This is a genomic window from Variovorax humicola, assembly GCF_037889915.1.
Classification (GTDB): domain Bacteria; phylum Pseudomonadota; class Gammaproteobacteria; order Burkholderiales; family Burkholderiaceae_C; genus Variovorax; species Variovorax humicola.
In genome coordinates, this window is sequence record NZ_JBBKZV010000046.1 from 1 (window position 1) to 16,769 (window position 16,769).

17 protein-coding genes are annotated in these 16,769 nt (G+C 64.2%); 4 read left to right on the plus strand and 13 right to left on the minus strand.

The genetic code is table 11. The features are described 5' to 3' along the window. Window positions 1–547: 547 nt before the first annotated feature. From WKW80_RS33915 to WKW80_RS33940, 6 genes are all read right to left on the minus strand, one after another. Window positions 548–1,033 (minus strand): YidB family protein, encoded by a 486-nt coding sequence (locus tag WKW80_RS33915; RefSeq protein WP_340367971.1) that lies wholly within the window; start codon window positions 1,031–1,033, stop codon window positions 548–550. Window positions 1,034–1,631: 598 nt separating this feature from the next. Next, a complete protein-coding gene (locus WKW80_RS33920) occupies window positions 1,632–2,135 on the minus strand; it encodes a hemerythrin domain-containing protein (protein WP_340367972.1) in 504 nt (167 codons plus the stop codon). A gap of 497 nt (window positions 2,136–2,632) precedes the next feature. Continuing rightward, window positions 2,633–3,691, minus strand: coding sequence for a PAS domain-containing sensor histidine kinase (locus WKW80_RS33925; RefSeq protein ID WP_340367973.1), 1,059 nt, complete (start codon window positions 3,689–3,691; stop codon window positions 2,633–2,635). An 86-nt stretch (window positions 3,692–3,777) separates the two neighbouring features. Then, a complete protein-coding gene (locus WKW80_RS33930) occupies window positions 3,778–4,581 on the minus strand; it encodes an alpha/beta fold hydrolase (RefSeq protein ID WP_340367974.1) in 804 nt (267 codons plus the stop codon). A 113-nt stretch (window positions 4,582–4,694) separates the two neighbouring features. Next, window positions 4,695–5,933: a porin gene (locus tag WKW80_RS33935; RefSeq protein WP_340368004.1), complete on the minus strand. Its 1,239-nt coding sequence runs from the start codon at window positions 5,931–5,933 to the stop codon at window positions 4,695–4,697. 467 nt (window positions 5,934–6,400) lie between these two features. Further along, window positions 6,401–7,846: an anion permease gene (locus tag WKW80_RS33940; protein WP_340367975.1), complete on the minus strand. Its 1,446-nt coding sequence runs from the start codon at window positions 7,844–7,846 to the stop codon at window positions 6,401–6,403. Between the two features lie 92 nt (window positions 7,847–7,938). On the opposite strand from WKW80_RS33940, the gene WKW80_RS33945 reads away from it, so the two are divergent. The 4 genes from WKW80_RS33945 to WKW80_RS33960 all read left to right on the plus strand — a co-directional run bounded on the left by WKW80_RS33945 (window position 7,939) and on the right by WKW80_RS33960 (window position 12,119). Then, on the plus strand, window positions 7,939–8,577 hold the full coding sequence (locus WKW80_RS33945) for a 2Fe-2S iron-sulfur cluster-binding protein (protein ID WP_340367976.1): 639 nt from the start codon (window positions 7,939–7,941) through the stop codon (window positions 8,575–8,577). Between the two features lie 16 nt (window positions 8,578–8,593). Beyond that, window positions 8,594–10,243 (plus strand): FAD-dependent oxidoreductase, encoded by a 1,650-nt coding sequence (locus WKW80_RS33950; protein ID WP_340368005.1) that lies wholly within the window; start codon window positions 8,594–8,596, stop codon window positions 10,241–10,243. A 22-nt stretch (window positions 10,244–10,265) separates the two neighbouring features. Continuing rightward, window positions 10,266–11,510, plus strand: a complete 1,245-nt coding sequence (locus tag WKW80_RS33955; RefSeq protein WP_340367977.1) for a complex I 51 kDa subunit family protein — start codon at window positions 10,266–10,268, stop codon at window positions 11,508–11,510. Window positions 11,511–11,789: 279 nt separating this feature from the next. Further along, on the plus strand, window positions 11,790–12,119 hold the full coding sequence (locus WKW80_RS33960) for a hypothetical protein (RefSeq protein WP_340367978.1): 330 nt from the start codon (window positions 11,790–11,792) through the stop codon (window positions 12,117–12,119). On the opposite strand, the gene WKW80_RS33965 is transcribed toward WKW80_RS33960, so the two are convergent. The 7 genes from WKW80_RS33965 to WKW80_RS33995 all read right to left on the minus strand — a co-directional run bounded on the left by WKW80_RS33965 (window position 12,079) and on the right by WKW80_RS33995 (window position 16,764). Continuing rightward, window positions 12,079–12,792 carry a WD40/YVTN/BNR-like repeat-containing protein gene (locus WKW80_RS33965; protein ID WP_340367979.1) on the minus strand — a complete coding sequence of 238 codons (714 nt, stop codon included), beginning with the start codon at window positions 12,790–12,792 and terminating at the stop codon, window positions 12,079–12,081. The two genes, WKW80_RS33960 and WKW80_RS33965, sit on opposite strands and share 41 nt — an antisense overlap. Before the next feature lie 135 nt (window positions 12,793–12,927). Beyond that, the gene (locus tag WKW80_RS33970) at window positions 12,928–13,257 is read right to left on the minus strand and encodes a hypothetical protein (protein WP_340367980.1); all 330 of its coding nucleotides are present in this window, start codon (window positions 13,255–13,257) and stop codon (window positions 12,928–12,930) included. A gap of 80 nt (window positions 13,258–13,337) precedes the next feature. Next, window positions 13,338–13,559 carry a DUF599 family protein gene (locus WKW80_RS33975; protein ID WP_340367981.1) on the minus strand — a complete coding sequence of 74 codons (222 nt, stop codon included), beginning with the start codon at window positions 13,557–13,559 and terminating at the stop codon, window positions 13,338–13,340. Between the two features lie 18 nt (window positions 13,560–13,577). After that, entirely contained in the window at window positions 13,578–14,012 is a 435-nt protein-coding gene (locus WKW80_RS33980) for a DUF6691 family protein (RefSeq protein WP_340367982.1), read from the minus strand. Between the two features lie 144 nt (window positions 14,013–14,156). Then, window positions 14,157–14,675 carry an aspartate carbamoyltransferase gene (locus WKW80_RS33985; RefSeq protein ID WP_340367983.1) on the minus strand — a complete coding sequence of 173 codons (519 nt, stop codon included), beginning with the start codon at window positions 14,673–14,675 and terminating at the stop codon, window positions 14,157–14,159. 35 nt (window positions 14,676–14,710) lie between these two features. Beyond that, entirely contained in the window at window positions 14,711–16,006 is a 1,296-nt protein-coding gene (locus WKW80_RS33990) for an MFS transporter (RefSeq protein WP_340367984.1), read from the minus strand. After that, window positions 16,003–16,764, minus strand: a complete 762-nt coding sequence (locus WKW80_RS33995; protein ID WP_340367985.1) for an MBL fold metallo-hydrolase — start codon at window positions 16,762–16,764, stop codon at window positions 16,003–16,005. Before WKW80_RS33995 ends, WKW80_RS33990 begins: the two co-directional genes overlap by 4 nt. Window positions 16,765–16,769 lie beyond the last annotated feature (5 nt).

Sequence of the window (16,769 nt, forward strand, 5' to 3'; positions counted from 1 at the left end):
CGGCCAGGCTCCGATCTACGACGACGCCGAAATCAGCGCCTCAAACACCGGTGGCCAGGTGGAGCAGTTTGACCTGGCCACAAGTGGAGCAGTTTGAGTGGCCATCGGGGGAATCAGGTCGTCAGCAGTCGCATGGCCAGGCATCGACAAATGCGCTGGTCCGACGAAGGTGCGCATCTGCTGGCGCAGGTGAGGGTGCGTGTGCTCAACGACGAGTTCAAGCCGCGGGCGATGCCGATTCCGCTTCGCCCGCCAAAGCCTTGTCCAGGCTCTCGATGGGACCCAGAACTGTTCAGGAGGGCAGGGTAGCCCCCACATTGGCCCGCTCTCACTTCCTGCAACAAGGTCGATCGTCCTTTACAACGACAAACTGCGGTGCCGCCGGGGCTCGGCACATGAGTAAGACAAGGAACAACAGCGGCACGGTGCGCGATGCCGATGAGCGTGACGAGTTTGAACGAACCCGGCGCTCACGCACCTCGAGAATCGATATCCAAATGTCTGTTATCAACATTGGATTGCGCTGCGGGCAGAGCCGCCGCGCCGCTCAGGACAAGCGCCGGAGGTAGTCGTCCACGCTGGCGCTCAGTGAATCGGCCTCTGGCACGGCGCCTCCTGGGGTCACGTGGTCAATGACGTCCGGCAGCAACTCGGACAGGCCCGATCGCACGTCGTCGCGACTGACACCGGCCTGATTGGCCATCTGTTGGAGTTCCTGGGTGTCGAAGACTTCATCGATCGCTTCCGGGGGCAACGGCTTGTTCTCGCCAGTTCCCACCCATGAAGCTGCTTGCGGGCCGTATCCACGTTGCGTGAAGCGTTCGAGCAAATCGCCGAGTCCGCCGAAGCCACCCCCGCTCGCAGAGGCGGCGGCGCCGCTACTGTTCCGCGCGCGCTGGCTGAGCATGCTGAGCACGATTGGCAGCAAGGCCATCAGCAACGGACTGCGTGCGCCGCCCGCCGTGCGCGTGTCCCCGCGTCCGCCGAGCGCGTTGTTGGCGAGACCGCCCAGAATCTCCGAAAGGAAGCCCATGATCGTCTCCAGTTGCAATAAAAGGTGTGAGCATCGCGCGCACAGGCACGGTCCGATGACAGCGGATGGCGGGTTGTTGGGGCAGCGGCAACCTACGGTGCGCTTGACACGAGCGGTAGTTTGAAGGCGTGGCGAATGCCAGTGTCGTAGCCTTTCGAGGTCTTGCCGGACAACGCGACGTTTCCGACGGTAGTGACCATGGCGGGGCCTCCTACCGTCATGTCCAGGCCGTTCTCGCCGTTGGCTCGGGCAGCAGGTTGAGGTTGTCCGTCTCGCGCGCGAGCTTGGAGCGGCCGTATTCACCGACAGCGTCAGCTGATGCAGGCGCGAGCCCCGTCCGCCTGCAAGCACCACCGCAATTGCACGCCGAGTCAACTGTCCTTGGTCGAGCCCCACGCAGTTATCGTCTTGCCTTCATTGGCTGAGCGAAGCAGGCGTTCGACATTCGCCATGGACAGCAGCGGTGCAAGGGTGTGTTTGAGCGCAGAACGTCCGTCAGGTTAAGACGCGGCGAGATATTCGATTCGCGCAAGGACGTCTTCATAGTGCCGGACCGTTCGCTAGCATTCAAGTTTGGCGTTGTCGGCACGCCCGACCATCAGACTTTGGCAGGCACCATGGTCACCGAGATCGAAGAGGCCACCGCCGCCCAATCTTCGCGGGTCAGGTGCTCGGCGGTGTGGGTACATAGCAGAGAGTCCTCTTCGTCGAGATGGGCGAGCACCAGCAGGCGGTGCTCTTTCAACAGCGCGTCGACTCCACTGGCGGCAATGGGCACGCCTGATGCTGCAGCTTTCAACCTGTTCGTGGCCTCGGTCAGCAGTTCGTCGCCATGATCGCGGGCGCTTTCGAGCCGGATCAGCAGATCGTCGGCTTGCACCGACCGACCCCGTAGCGCTTGTACCAAAACCACCCCCTTGGGCCGATGTGTGGTTTGATCGAAAGCCTGCACGCGCTCGATCAATGCGGACAACTGCTGCGCCTGGGATCCCCCAAAGGCCCAGCCGCCGGATTCCACGGCGTTTTCGACGAGGGTAAGCAGTTCGCGAATGTGTGCGTGCTCGGCACGCAGTACGGCCCAAGCGCAATCGGCTGCCAACATGCTTTTTCCTCTTGGAGCAATAGCGTGCTTTTACTGCGCAGGAGCCGCGACGGCAACATGGTTTCAACGTAGGGCCGGCCATGCCTGCAGCGCCCCAGCGAGGGACTGCCGCGGAACCAGTTATTCGTTGTCAGAGAACATGGCTGGCGTGCAGACTTGAGTGTCCGGCTGGCGAATGCGCCTAGCCGTGATCCACGGTCGGGCAGGGACCGAGAAGGGCGCTATTGCAGTTTTGCGCTATCGGCGGAGCCAGGCAATAGTTTCTTACTCAGAGGAGCGCGACGAGCGGAGACGGCACGTTCTCCGAACCGAGGTGACGCGATGGACGGCACTGAGCTATCGACAACTGCTTGGACGTGACGCCGCCATGGACGGTCGAGCGCGTGGACATGGACGTTCGCCCATCGTACTTCGACGGTTTTGGCTAAAGGACCTGTTTTTAGAGAAGATCAATAACAGGATCCGGCAGAGGCTCCGCTTGTCTATAAGACGGTAACTCAGGCCCCCGGGGTGGGGTCTAAAGGAAAAGTTGCGGTGAACGTGGTGCCCAGGTCCGTGCTTGACAGTACGGTTATGGTGCCGCCGTGTGCCTCGGCAATCTCTCTGACAATGTATAGCCCAAGTCCCACGCTGCGCGCTGCTCCTCCCACATCCCCGCGAACCATGGGTTGGAATAGCACAGGCAATGTGTCGGCCGGGATCGGCGGGCCGAAGTTATGAACTTCGACCGCCGCACATCCCCCTGGCCCGATCCGAGACGACACGGTCACAGGGCGTGAGGGGTCACCGTATGCTACGGCATTCGAAACGAGATTGCCCAGCAGCTGCGACATCCTATCTGGATCAACGCGGCAACTGCCCGCGCCTTCCTGGACATGCGCAATTCGCCGGTCCGCGTACGCCATCCCCAATTCCTCCACAGAGTCCGCAACAACGCCATGCAGGTTCACTGCCTTCGGAGATACGGACAAGCCCTTGCCAACGCGCGCGGCGGTGAAGTCCAACAGGTCTGCAATGAGCCGGTGCGCGCGTTCGGTGGAGCGCGAGATACGGCCAAGCACCCGGATCTGATTGGAAGTGAGTTCGCCGCGCGACAGGGCGAGCACCCCCAAATGGATCGCCGAAAGAGGATTGCGCAGATCGTGGCTCACGATACCTACCATCTGCTCAGCAAAAAGGGCCCGGTCCTTCGCCTCTTCCTGCAGCCGCGTGGCCTCGTGCACCAAAAGCCTGAGTTCCTCCCGCGATGCCAGCAATTCGCTTTCATAGACGTCCCGGTCGCGGGCGACGAACATGGCCAAGTCGTGCACGATCGCGCCGTTGCGCTCGCGCCGGACCGCGTTGAGGATGATTGGCACGATGGTGCCGTCGCGATGCTTGATTTCCAGCTTGACTTCGGAGACCGAGCCCTGCAACTGAAGCAATGGCGCCCAGTGTGTCTGGTGAAATATTCGCCCTCCCATGGTGAGCAAATCCTGAACCCGCAGGCGGCGCACCAAATCGCTCTTTCCCATGCCGATCCAGGCGCAAAACGTATTATTGGCGGCGAGGATCACCCCCTTCCCATCGGTCGTGAGCAGTCCGCATGCTGCGTCATCGAGCGGCGCCGGCTCCTCGCCTGGGAACTCGACATCAGGCGCGCTCAAAGGCCACGCCCAGCCAAGAAGGCATCGATTGCGTCCGCGCTTGCACCCGGGGAACTCAGATGCGGACAGTGCCCCACGTTCTCGATGACCACCAGCTCGGCGTCGGGCAGGGTCCGCGCCATGTACTCCCCCACTGCGACCGGCGCGATGATGTCATCGTCGCATTGGAGGATGAGGGTAGGCGTCGCAAGCCGGGGCAAGTCGGCGCGATGGTCGGCGAGGAAGGTCGCCCGCGCGAAGCGCGCCGCGATGTCCGGGTCGGTACGGCAGAAGCTGTTGACCAACTCAGCGCCGAGTTCAGGCTGCCCGGGTGCACCCATGATCACAGGAGCCATGTTGCTTGACCAGCCGAGATAGTTGCCCTCGAGCGTTCTCAGGAGCGAGTCCACATCTTCTCGAGAAAACCCGCCGACGTAGCCTTCATCGTTCACATAGCAAGGGGACGGCCCGATCATGACGTGAGCTGCAAAGATGCCGGGCGAAGCCAGGTCGGCCAGCATTCCGATCATCGCGCTCACCGAGTGCCCGAAGACGATCGTCCGGCCCCCGCCGAATTCCTGCGCGATCTCCACAAGATCGTCGGCATAGCCAGCAAGAGTTGAATACTTTTCTGCCTCATAGGCTGCCAGGTCCGACTCTCCAGCGCCGACGTGGTCGAACAGCACGGTCCTATATCGCGCGGCATAGGCTGGCTCGAGCAGCCTCCACATGTGCAAGTCGCAACCAAAGCCGTGGGCAAAGATGACCGTGTCAGGGCCGGCCCCGCCGACCAGCACGTTGTTACGCTCTCGAACGCTCATGAACTCTCCCGGATCTTATCGAAGCGGCTTGGTGAACTCGCGCACGACGCCGATGACTTTGGCATCGTCGAGGGGTTGGATGGGTAGTCGACCGATCCGATCTCGCAGCAGGATCAGAACGAGAGGCGCAGGCCCAGGTCGTAGCCGTACGATTTGTCCGGCACCGGCGCCACGCCTGCAATCGCCTGCGTGTAGTAGTTCGGTCCACCGATCGTCAAGCCCGCGCCGTCCTTGTTGCTCAGGTAGGCGAAGGTCGCGTACACGGCCGTTCGCTTGGAAAAGTTGTAGACGTACCCGATCGCGAACTTGTCTGCCTTCGGGTCCGGGTTGAGCCCGAAGGTGTTCATGTTGACGTGCTTGTACCGGACCGCGGAGTACGAGGCGCGGAGGTCGCCCTGCCCCAAGGGTGCTACTACGCCGATCAGAATGCCGTCGAATTCCGGCCTGGTGACGCCGAAAGGATTGAAGGCGTTGGTCGCGAGACTTGTGTCCATCTTGTTGTTCGAGTACTCCCCCAGGACCTTGGCTATTCCGAAGTTGTATGAACCAGCGACGTTCCAGATCTTGATGGTGGTGGTCGAGCCAACGTAGTAATTGGATCCGACGGTGCTTTCGCCGTACGACAGTGCCACGTCCACTGGTCCGCTCCTGTAGCCGCCGCGCGCCCCGACGTATCGGCCGGCACGTGCGTTGTCGGGGGTTGCTGCCAGCGCCGGATTGGCGGCGATCGCAGCCACGCCGGGAGGTGTCGTGCCGCCCGGGTCGTACGTGATCTTTTCGTTGAAGGCATACATGACCTGGCCGTAGAAGCCGCCCAGCTCCGGCAAGTGATAGCCGATCGAGTTGCTGGCACGCGAATATTGCGCGTTTGACCATCCGCTCTTGAAACTGCCCGGTGGAGCCTGCCCGCTGGCGGTGGCGATCAGGCTCGTGCCGACGCCGTTCACTCCGAAAGGATCGAACAGGCTGTCGTTCCAGTACGTCGGCGTGTAGTCGCGGCCCAGGCGTAACTCGCCCAGATCGCCATCGTCGATGCTGACGGTAGATCGTCGGTTGAACTGAACAAGACCATCCGGTCCGGCGCCTGTACCGTCATTGGTATTGACGCCAGCTTCGAGCCAAAAGCTGGCCCCCAGCCCGCCGCCGAGGTCTTCCCTGCCGCGAAAGCCGAAGCGGCTGGGCGTCAAGGCAGAACTGGTCAGGGCGGTCTGGCTTGTTGTCACAGAGGTGCCGAGCGGGCCCTTGGCCTGGTTCCGATAGCCGCTGACGGAGTTATCCACCACCGCAAAGACAATGATGGAGGATTGAGCCGAAGCCGTACCGATGCCCGCCCAAGCAGCCATCGGCAGCATGAGCGCCACGTATTTCTTCATCGCGAGCCCTCCGGAAAATTTGTCAATGTCGAAAGTAAGGTGGATTTGAGAAATGACGGTAATGTGACCATGACCGTTCCGCGATGGTAGGGGCCCAATGTCGAATCCACAACGATTGGTCGCGGGCGCTGGCTGATCAACGACCTTGGCGCTGTTCCGGTGCTGACCAGAATGCTGGTGCCGGTGGGCATTGCATTGCGCCTTGGTCTCCTGCCGAATTCAGCTCTGAGGGAATCTGGGCGGGAAGAGCGTAAACCTCATTCCGGGAACATGAGCTGCGCTGCAAGCAGGGCTGCCGACAGCAGCGAAGACCAGCGCCGCAGGCGCGTTTTCGGGCAGTCATCGGCCCCGCTCCAGCAGGTCGGCCGCACCGTCGATATCTTGAAATTTCAGCCTTCTGCCGCGCCCGCAGCGCCTCCGCGCCACATGCTTGCAGACTCTGTCGACTACAGCACCCTGGGCAGCACGTTCACCAGTAGGAACAGCACAATGAAGATCACGCCAAAGATGCCGCCGAGCCGCCAGTAGTCGGCGGCTGGCAGGTATCCGCTGCCGAAGTACACCGGGCTCGGCCCCGTGCCGTAGGGCGTGAGGATGCCCATGATGCCCAGGGTAACCACCATCATCAGCGTGAAAGGCTCCATGGGCATGCCCGGCACGCTCGAGCCCACGGCCAGCATCACCGGCAGCATGGCCGTGGTGTGGGCGGTGACGCTGGCGAACAGGTAGTGCGAGAAGTAGAAGATCAGCACCAGCACAATCGCCGCGACGGTGGGCGAGAAGCCGACCATGTGGGCCGCGATGGTGTCGGCAAACCACTTGACGAAGCCGGTGCGCCCCAAGCCGTCTGCCAGTGCGACGAGCGTGGCGAACCAGGCGTAGGTGTTCCATGCCTGCTTGTTGGCCAGCATGTCCTCCCACGTGACAACGCGGGTGATGAGCATCAGCGCGATGACCACGAGGGCTGCCGTCGTGGCGTTGATGAAGTCGCCGCCGAAGATCCAAAGAACGAGCGCAATCAGCACCAGCACGGCCAGGATGATCTCCCGGCTAGAAAGCCCGCCCATCTCGAGAAGTTCCTTTGTCGCCCAGGCCGGTACCTCCTTGCCTTCCTTCACTTCCGGCGGGTACAGCACGTAGGTGAGCAAGGGTACCGCCAGCAGCATCAGAATGCCCGCCGGCGCGAAGGCCAGGAACCAGCGCATCCAGCCGATCTCCACGTTGGCCGCCTTCTTGGCCAGTTCGACCGCCAGCAGGTTAGGGGCTAGCGCGGTAAGGAACATCGAGCTCGTCACGCAGGTGGTGGCGATCGCAGTCCACATGAGATACGAGCCGATGCGGCGGGCGGAGGGATCGTTGGGCCTGGAACCGTACAGCGGGGGCAGGTTGCGGATGACGGGGAAGATGGTTCCGCCGCTGCGCGCCGTGTTGGACGGCGTAAAGGGCGCCAGCAGCGTGTCCGCCGCCGCAATCGCGTAGCCCAGGGTGAGAGTCCGGCGGCCCATCGACCGTACCAGCAGCAATGCGATGCGCTTGCCCAAGCCGGTCTTCTCGTAGCCGAGGGCGAACATGAAGGCGCCGAAGATCAGCCAGACAGTGCCGTTGGCAAAGCCGGACAGGGCCCAGGAAAGCGATGCGTTGGCCGCCTTGAAGCCTGGCCTGGCGAGTTCCGCGGGGCTGAAGAAGACCCACTCCGACAATACCGCGACCAGTGTGACTGCGATGAGGCCTATGGCCGCGCCCGGGATTGGCTCAAGCATCAGCCCTACGATCACGCCGGCGAAGATCGCGAAGTAGTACCACGCATGTTGCCCCAATCCGGCGGGCGCAGGAATCAGGGCGATAGCGATCGCCAGGGCCATGGGCGCCAGAGCCTTCCAGAAGATACTCATGGGATCTCCTCGCTGTGCTATTGTTTCTTCACCCGCCATCGAAGGGATCACCCGTTGCGCCTGAACGCGCGGCCGAAGAGAAAGCCGACAGGATGGTACGCCTCATTGTCGAAGGCCGGTCGATCGAGGCACCGGCCACCAGCTCGATCCTGCAGGCCTTCGTGCAGGCTGGGGAGACGCTCGTCGCGGGTGTCGGCTGCATGGGCCAGGGCGTGTGTGGCTCCTGTCGCGTGATGGTCCGTCGTGCGGGCCTGCAGGAAGTCAAGACGGAACTTGCCTGCGAGACGGTCATCGAGGAGGGCATGCAAGTTTCGTTCATCGACTACCTGACACCCTCGACCCGCCATGTCTACCGCATTGAGGACATCGCCGACAGCTGGCAGGCGCCGCGCAAGCTCCTTGAGTTCTTTCCCGAGGCACCGCACTGCCGCCACTGCGGCGGCTGCGACCGCGCCTGCCCCAAGGGACTGGAAGTGCAGCGCGGCGTCAACCTGGCGGTGGATGGAGAGCTGACCGCGTCCGGCCAGGTGTTCGACGAGTGCGTCATGTGCAACCTGTGCACGCTGGCATGCCCCGAGAACATCGACCCGAACCACCTGGGGCTGTTCGTCCGGCGCATTGTCGCCAGCCTGTCGCTGCGGCCCGCCGACCTGATGCGGCGGTTGGAGCAGATCGAGCGCGGCGACATGGCGATTGACTTCGATGCGCCGGGCGCGCAGCCGACACCCTGAGGGGAGACCGGAGACGATGGCAAGCTCGATTCCCTATGAAGAAGCGCGCCGGCGCTATCAGGCCGTCGTAGCGCCCGCATTTCGCGAAGACGCCACGCCGGTCCAGCAATTGCTCAAGGACTGGCACCCCGACCACGGGGCCAACGCCCGCGTTCCGTTGGCCGTCGGCGTCAACCGCGGCGATGCCTGCCAGCCCGATCTCGCGCGGCTGCTTCAGGCCAACTCGCTCATCGACGACATCGATCTTGCCGGCGCGCAACTGCTGACAACCGACGTGCTGGTCATTGGTGGCGGCGGCGCCGGCTGCGCCGCGGCACTCACCGCGGCCCGGCAAGGCGCGAAGGTGATCCTTGCCACCAAGCTGCGGCTGGGTGACAGCAACACGGTGATGGCGGAGGGGGGCATCCAGGCCGCCGTGGGCACGGACGACAGTCCGCAACTTCATTTTGAGGACACCCTGCGCGCCGGGCATCATTGCGCGGAGCCCGAGTTGGTGGCGCAGATGGTGATGGATGGCCCGGACGTGCTGCGCTGGTTGATCCAGCTCGGCATGACGTTCGACCTCGACGAGGGCGGCCCCATGGGTGGCAGGCTCCTGCGCAAGAAGCCGGGCGGTGCGTCGGCGGCGCGCATTCATTCTTACCGCGACTACACCGGTCTCGAAATGATGCGCGTGCTGCGCGAGGCTGTAGACCTCGAACCCGGCATCTCGGTCTGGAACCGCTGCCCGGCGGTGGAGTTGCTGTCCGACGACCGCGGTCGATGCGCCGGTGCCGTGATCTACAACCTTGAGTGGCGCAGCTTCGTGATGGTGCGGTCGCGCTCGGTCATTCTGGCCACGGGCGGAGCGGGCCGGCTGCACTTGAACCGCTTTCCCACCTCCAACCACTATGGCGCCACCGCCGACGGGTTGGTGCTGGCCTACCGTGTGGGCGCGAGGCTGCGCGAGCTCGACTCCTTTCAATACCACCCAACCGGCATCGCCTATCCCCCTCATCTGGCGGGCGGATTGATCTCGGAGGCGGCGCGCTCGGCGGGTGCCAAGCTGATCAACGGGCAGGGAGACCGCTTCGTGGATGAGCTCAAGGCGCGCGACGTAGTGGCCTCCGCAATCCTGCGGGAGTGCGGGGAAGGCCGGGGGATCGAGCGCGACGGGCAGGTCGGCGTCTTCCTCGACACTCCGACGCTCGAAAGAGAAAACCCTGGCATTCTGGAGAAGCGGTTGGTCACGTTGCGGCATCTGGCCCACAGGTGCGGCCACGATCCGGCCGCGGAGCCTTTCATGGTCTACCCCACGCTGCACTACCAGAATGGCGGTGTCGCCATCGACAAGCATGGCGCCACCGAGGTCGCCTGCCTGCACTGCGTTGGCGAGCTCACCGGAGGCATCCACGGTCGCAACCGGCTGATGGGCAATGCGCTGCTCGACATCCTGAGCATGGGAAGGCGCGCTGGCGCGAAGGCGGCCGAATCGGCGGGCAGCTTGATCACCGGCCGGGTCGGCATCTCGCACGTGCATGCGTGGCAACGCGAGCTTATGCTGGCGAGCCTGCCGCTGGATCTGCGATCGCCGCAGCTCTTCCCCGACTACGCGCACTTCGACCTCCGTGCCGATGCGGACATGCGGCCGCAGGAACGGCCGCGCGTGGTGGCCGGCGTGCGTTGACCAGAGCGGGCGCAGAAAAGCAATGCACAAGCCAAACCAGGTGCTCTTGAAGGACGACATCCGCGTCGGTGCCGACCTCGCGGCGTGGTTATCTCGCGGTGGCGGCAAGGGCTTGGCTAAAGCCCTGCGCGAGCCTGACGCGGTGATCCCGGAGATCGACCGGGCTGGCCTGCGCGGCATGGGGGGAGCCGGGTTTCCGACGCATCGCAAGTGGGCGCCCGTGGCCGCCGCTCCCGAGGGCGATAAGTACGTCATCTGCAACGGAAACGAGGACGAGCCAGGGACCTTCAAGGACCGGTTCCTGCTTGAGCACACGCCGCACCAGGTGATCGAGGGGGCGCTTATCGCGGCCGTCGCCACCCGCGCCAACCACGTGGTGCTGTACGTGAATCCGAACGAGGCGCGTGCCCTATCCGTCGTCCGCAAGGCAGCAGGCCAGTGGCGTGAGCACGAGTACTTCTCAACGCTGGAGGCCTTCCTGGGCGGGCCGCTGTCGCTTTCGGTGGTGCCGAGTTCGGGGCTCTACATCGGCGGCGAGGAAACGGCGGTGATCGCGACGGTCGAGGGAGGCTTTCCCTTCCCGCGCCGCAAGCCGCCCTTTCCGGCCGAGCACGGCGTGCGTGGGTCACCCACCATCGTTAACAACACCGAGACCCTGGCGCATCTGCCTGGCATCTTGGGCAACGGGGCGGCCTGGTATTGCGGCCTGGGCCTAGGGGATGCCTCTGGCACCAAGCTCTATTCATTGTCGGGCGATGTGCTGCGGCCCGGACTTTACGAACTGCCGATGGGAACGAGCCTGCAGGAGCTGGTCTTCGAGCATGGCGCGGGCATGCTGCAGGGCAAGGAGTTCAAGGCGGTGTTCACCGGCGGGCCGTCCAACACTCTGCTCACCCGTGGCGATCTGGATGTACCGCTGGACTTCGACTCGGTTCGGCAGCGGCGCTCGCGCCTGGGGACGGGCGCGATGATTGTGGTGTCCGAAGGCACGAGCATCGTGCGCAAGGTCGCGGAGTACGTGAGCTTCTTCGCCCAGGGCTCATGTGGACAATGCCCGCCCTGCAAGAGCGGCACCTTCCAGCTTGCTCGGGTCCTCAATCGGATCGACACCGGGCGCGGCGTGAGAAGCGACCTTGATGCGCTGGCGAACCTGTGCAATCTCCTCCCTGGCAGCGGTCGATGCGGGCTTATCGACGGCGCAGCGACGGTGGTGGAAAGTTCCTTGCATCACTTTGGTCATGAGTATGAGGCGCTGCTCATGGGGTAGCCAGCCGACTCGCGCTGCAACGTCAACTTGTTGAATCGCGCACCTCCTTGCTTCTTCACCCTGATGTGCGGTGGGGCGTGGTCACAGCAGAGGGCCGAACCTTCAAAATCCGCTAAGGCAGGAAATCGGGAACCGGTCGTCGATGCCGAGATCTCTGTGGCACCGGAATGAGCGTAATCGGCCTCGCGAGCTCATGATGCGCAGTGGCGCAGCCAACGTGCCGCTCATCCTGACCTGGGTTCCACTTGGCGGCGGATTGACGGAACGATTCTGAACGCCTTGCCCTACCAGGATGCAGCCAAGTTCGAGGTCATCGCAGGTCGTGTCGAGCGCGACGGTCTCATGGGCCGGCGCTTCGTCTGTTCGCTTCCGCGGCGAACGCTCACAACGGTGCTGATCGCTGCTGCGATCGAGCAAAGCGGCTGGACACCAGCCACACTCGTCGACGTCCTCACCGACGGAGCCAGGGGCATGCGCTCACTGGTGACCTCGGTCGTGCCGCGCGTCGCGCCAAAAATCCTCGACTGGTTCCATCTCGGAATGAAGCTGCATGCAGTGAAGGGCCAATCTACGCACGGTAGTACTTCGCTGGCGAACGCCCACTGTTGATGACACGATGTGAGCGGTTCTGGAAAAAGATCCGCAATGCGCTGTAGAGAGGAAAGGGCGAAGCCGGCGTGAACAGCGAGAACACCTGGCCGCGGTTGACGCCGGGGGTGAAGAACACCTCGTCGGTCACGCCGCGCAGCACCTTCAGGAACTCGGCGTTGTAGATGTCGCCCTGGCCCTTCCACTGCACGTTCACCAGGATGCGGTTGGCGCCAGAGAATCGCGCGTCGTGCTCGAGGAACGCCGCCATGAACGAGTGGCGAAGCGGGATCAGCTTGTTGAAGCCGGGGTCCAGGTGCACGCGCGTCGCCGACCAGCCGAGTGCGAGCGTGATGAGCAGGGAGATGATGCCGAGCGGCTTGCGCAAGGCGATCAGGGTGCGTGCGATGCGCGCGACGAGCGCGTCGACCCGGGATGGCTTGGCGTTGGTGATGGTCATTTGACGGCTCCAGGCGACTGCGGCGCCACGGGCTGGGCAGTCGGTGGAGCGCAGGGTGCGGCCGAAGGCGCCGACGGCCAGCCAGTGTCCCGACGGCAGCTTCGCGATGCTCATCAGCGGCTCGCCGTTCTCCTTGTCGAAGGCGACTTCTTTCCAGCTCTTGCCGCCGTCTTCGGTGCGAAGGATCCAGCCCTCATGACCCACCGCCATGCCGACGAGGTCGATGACGAACACGATCTGCGTGATCAGCGCGTAGCGCTGCGGTGCGACGGTGGCCGGCAGCCAGCTCCGACCCTCGTCGGGCGGAGACCAGGATGTTCCTCAATTCGCCCGCCGTCACCAGGCCGGCCTTCGAGCGTGCCAGGGTGTTCAGTTGCATCCGGTCGACCGCGATGTGCGTTGCCGCCAGCGGCGGTGTGGCACGGGGCGAGAACCGAATACACCGCGGCGCAGGCCACGAGGATCGCCATCGCCACACCGATGGGTGTGCGCATAGGCCTGTCTCTCAAGCTTGTCGTTCTCGGCCACTGGCGCCAGGCGCGAAGGGATCACGCACAGCACGGTGTTGGCGAGCCCCAACTCGATGGCCGCCGCGGCTCGCCACACCATGCCGACCGAGCTGGCACCGCCGAGATCGGCCACTTCGGCGAAGTTCAGCCGCACGCCGAGGTATTCGCCGACCATGGCCGGCACGAACATGGTCGCGCCTCGTGGAATTGCGGACCGAGCACGACGAGCCCGTCCACATCCGCCGGCGCCAGCGCGGCCGTCGAGGCCGTCTAGGCCGTCATCGTGGCCGACATCAGCGAATTGCGCAGCGTCTGCACCGCCAGGATTTCCGAGCCCTTCTGTGCCGAGACGGCCGCGAACCATTCCTCGCGCAGCGCCGCATGCGCGGTGCGCGCGAGGCGTTCGAGCTTTCGGCGATGCCCGAAGGCGAGCGCGACCTCGTAGACCGCGAGGAGGGCCACCGTGGCCAGCACCGCGAGCCAAGTCGCCATGTTCGTCATCGACTGACCTCAGGCGGCGTGCGGCACCGGCACGCGCTTGCGGCGCTCGAAGAACTCGAAGGCGCCCATTCCCACCAGCATGGCGGCCATGAAGACGAGCGCCTTGGCTTCGCCCATGCCGAGCGAAACAAGAGCCGGGCCCGGGCAGAAGCCTGCGACGCCCCAGCCAATGCCGAAGAGCACGCTTCCGAGCACCAGGCGGCGGTCGATGTGGCGACCCGAAGGCAGCCGTATTTCGGCGCCGAGAAAGGACCGGGTACGACGGTTGGCGACTGCGAAGGCGACGGCGCCCACGATGGCGCCCGCCATGACGAAAGCCAGGGAGGGGTCCCAGTGACCCGCGAGGTCCAGGAAGCCAAGCACCTTGGCCGGATTGACCATGCCGGACACGATGAGGCCGAGGCCAAAGACCAGGCCGGCGAGCAGCGAAGCGAAAGCAATCATGAAGGACTCCTCAGATACCGAGCAGTTTGCAACTGGCGTACCAGCGCCGAAGAGCGCCGCCGCTCCGAGGGCGGCCAGCACGCCGTGGTGGGTGAGTGCCTTCATGCCGTGTGGTCGCGCTGGGCCGGAAGGAAGCCTGGCCCCTTACCGCTTCTGCATCTCATCGTGAGAGTGGTGTTGATGGCCGGCCATTGCGTCTGCTCCGTGGTCGGAGAGCTGCGCGTCGAACCAGGCATGCAGTGCCGACACAAGCTTCACATCAGATGTCCGATACGTCAGCTCTGCGCCGCCCTCCACGTCCTTGTACGCGATGGCGACCTGGCCCGGCTTGGCGGCCTTGAGCTGCGCCAGCCCCGGCATCTGTTCTCCATGGATGTGGGAAGGACCGGAGAAGTCCCCTTTGAGAAACTCGGCTTGGATGTCATGCAGGTGGGCGCGAACGAGGTCGACCTGCTTCGTGTCGGCGCTGTTCTTGGCGACCACGCGCTGGGTTCCACCGTCGGCGATCTTGGCAAAGATGTGCGTGGTCGTACTGAGGCTGAATGGCATTACGTCGGCGCCGAGCCGTGCAACTTCGACCCGGCGCTGCATGTCTGCGGCGTGCACGGCAAGCGGCAGGGCAATGAGCGCCGCGAACGTCGCTTGCATGATGTGTTTCGTCATAGGATGGTTCCCTGTATGAGTCTAAGCGTGGGAAGTCACTGAGCCGGGTTGAGCCTCGGATGAGTTTCCTCGCCCCAACGGTAAAGCACGGCGCCGGACAGCAGCATGGCGACGGCGACGAACCAGAAGGCGCTTTCGAGACGACCGCCAAGGGCGGCAGCAGCGCCCAAGCCAAGTGCACCGATGCCATAGCCCAGGTCGCGCCAGAACCGATAGATGCCGATGGCCGACGCGCGCCAACTCGGATGGGCGATGTCGGCCACCGCAGCGCTGAGATTGGGATAGAGCATGGCCATGCCAAGGCCACTGATAGCGGCCGAGGCAGCCCACCAGGCGGACCCGTGGCCCAACGGCATGAGAGCGACGCCGGCGCCGCACAGCCACATGCCTCCGGCATTGAGGTGATGACGGCCCACGCGGTCGGAGAGCTTTCCCGTGAAGAACTGCGCGCCGCCCCAGGCGAAGCCGTAGATGCCGACTATCCATCCGATGCCGGGCAGGCTCACGCCTTGCTGGTGCAGGTACACCGGCCAGAATGCCCAGACCAGGGCATCGACAAACTTCTCAACCAGACCCGCCTGGCACAGCGCGGCCATCCGGCGGTCTCGCCAGCTCATCAGGGCGAACATCTCTGCCGTTGTGGGCCGTTCGCTCACGGCCGCAGGGTAGCGCGGCCGTAGGGCCTGCGCGGTCGGCGCGTCGGCATGTCGCTTCACCTCGGCATGGGCCCAGGGCAGGGTCTCGACCACGGCCGTCCAGGCCAGCAGGGTGGCAAAGCCGATTACTGCGGCACCGAACCACAGCAGGCCGGCGCGCGGGCCGAGCAGCGACGCCGCATAACCTGTCATGACGCCAGCGATGGCGACGCCGACGTAACCAGAGAACTCGTTCAACCCGATGACCAGGCCGCGCTGGTCGGCGCGTGTGATGTCGAGTGCGGCCGTCTGTGTCATCGACCAGGTCAGTCCCTGATTCACGCCCAGCAGAACAGTCGCCGCGACAATCCAGCTCCACGACGCGGCGAAGTAGACCAGCAGCGGAATTGGCAGGGCCACGAGCCAGCCGAAAAGCAAGACCTGCCGCCGGCCGATGCGCTCGGCCAGACGACCGGCGATGAAGTTCATCGCACCCTTGACGAAACCGAAGGCGACGACGAACGCAACTAGCAGCATGAAGGACCCTCGCGGCACGCCGAACTCGCTCTCTGCCAGCGCCGGGACCACGGTTCGCATCATTCCGATGGTCATGCCCACTAGCAGGACCTGCAGCAGTTGCTGGAGCACCTGAGCGAGGTTGGTGCGGATGCCGTAGTCCATGGGACGGTTGGTCATGTCCAAGCGAGCGACTGCTCGGGCATGGCGCCCCGCAGATTGGCGTTCATGATGCGGGCCATGTCGGCAGGCGGCGGAGGAATTTCTGCTGTCAGTGCAGAAATGAACGCCTCGCGCGGCATCGAGAGCATCGAATTGAAGCGCTTCTCGAATCCGATGGTCGACGCGGGCTTGCCCGACAGGCCGACGCCGCAGGCACTGCCAGCCTGGTGGCCGGGATAGATTTCGAGGTCGGCAGGCAGTGTGAGCAGCTTGTCGTGCAGTGAGTCGTGCAGCTGCGCTGCCATTTCGCGCTCCCGACCGGCCAGGTCCGGACGCCCCACGGCGCCGACGAACAAGGTATCGCCAGTAATGACGAACCAGGGCTCATCACCCCGGCGCATGTCGCGAACGAGCAGACAGACGCTGTCCGGCGTGTGACCCGGGGTATGCAATACATCCACCAGCACGTTGCCAGCCTCTAGGCGCTGGCCATCCGCCAGAGGCGCGAACTCAAATCGGACGCGCCCCTCGTTGCTCTCGTGCAGGCAATATGGCGCGCCGACGCGACGGGCCAGCTCGAGGCCACCGGAGTAGTGGTCGGCATGCACATGGGTGTCGATGACGTGGGCAATCCGGACGCCCGCTCGCTCTGCCTCGGCGACGAACCAGTCTTCGTCGCCGGCGACCACGTCCACGGCCACTGCCTTGCCTAAGCCGGCGCAGCCGAAGAAGTAAGAAAGCGTCGCGTTCTCTGTAGCTCTTTGCCTGAAAAACATGGCTG

Bases quoted from the DNA above. Each gene is read 5' to 3' on its own strand.
- WKW80_RS33940 (WP_340367975.1), bottom strand. From the start codon at position 7,846: ATGAGTATCTTCTGGAAGGCTCTGGCGCCCATGGCCCTGGCGATCGCT.
- WKW80_RS33995 (WP_340367985.1), bottom strand. From the start codon at position 16,764: ATGTTTTTCAGGCAAAGAGCTACAGAGAACGCGACGCTTTCTTACTTC.
- WKW80_RS33920 (WP_340367972.1), bottom strand. From the start codon at position 2,135: ATGTTGGCAGCCGATTGCGCTTGGGCCGTACTGCGTGCCGAGCACGCA.
- WKW80_RS33930 (WP_340367974.1), bottom strand. From the start codon at position 4,581: ATGAGCGTTCGAGAGCGTAACAACGTGCTGGTCGGCGGGGCCGGCCCT.
- WKW80_RS33915 (WP_340367971.1), bottom strand. From the start codon at position 1,033: ATGGGCTTCCTTTCGGAGATTCTGGGCGGTCTCGCCAACAACGCGCTC.
- WKW80_RS33975 (WP_340367981.1), bottom strand. From the start codon at position 13,559: ATGGCGACTTGGCTCGCGGTGCTGGCCACGGTGGCCCTCCTCGCGGTC.
- WKW80_RS33935 (WP_340368004.1), bottom strand. From the start codon at position 5,933: ATGCTGCCGATGGCTGCTTGGGCGGGCATCGGTACGGCTTCGGCTCAA.
- WKW80_RS33945 (WP_340367976.1), top strand. From the start codon at position 7,939: ATGGTACGCCTCATTGTCGAAGGCCGGTCGATCGAGGCACCGGCCACC.
- WKW80_RS33980 (WP_340367982.1), bottom strand. From the start codon at position 14,012: ATGATTGCTTTCGCTTCGCTGCTCGCCGGCCTGGTCTTTGGCCTCGGC.
- WKW80_RS33950 (WP_340368005.1), top strand. From the start codon at position 8,594: ATGGCAAGCTCGATTCCCTATGAAGAAGCGCGCCGGCGCTATCAGGCC.
- WKW80_RS33990 (WP_340367984.1), bottom strand. From the start codon at position 16,006: ATGACCAACCGTCCCATGGACTACGGCATCCGCACCAACCTCGCTCAG.
- WKW80_RS33970 (WP_340367980.1), bottom strand. From the start codon at position 13,257: ATGTTCGTGCCGGCCATGGTCGGCGAATACCTCGGCGTGCGGCTGAAC.
- WKW80_RS33985 (WP_340367983.1), bottom strand. From the start codon at position 14,675: ATGACGAAACACATCATGCAAGCGACGTTCGCGGCGCTCATTGCCCTG.
- WKW80_RS33955 (WP_340367977.1), top strand. From the start codon at position 10,266: ATGCACAAGCCAAACCAGGTGCTCTTGAAGGACGACATCCGCGTCGGT.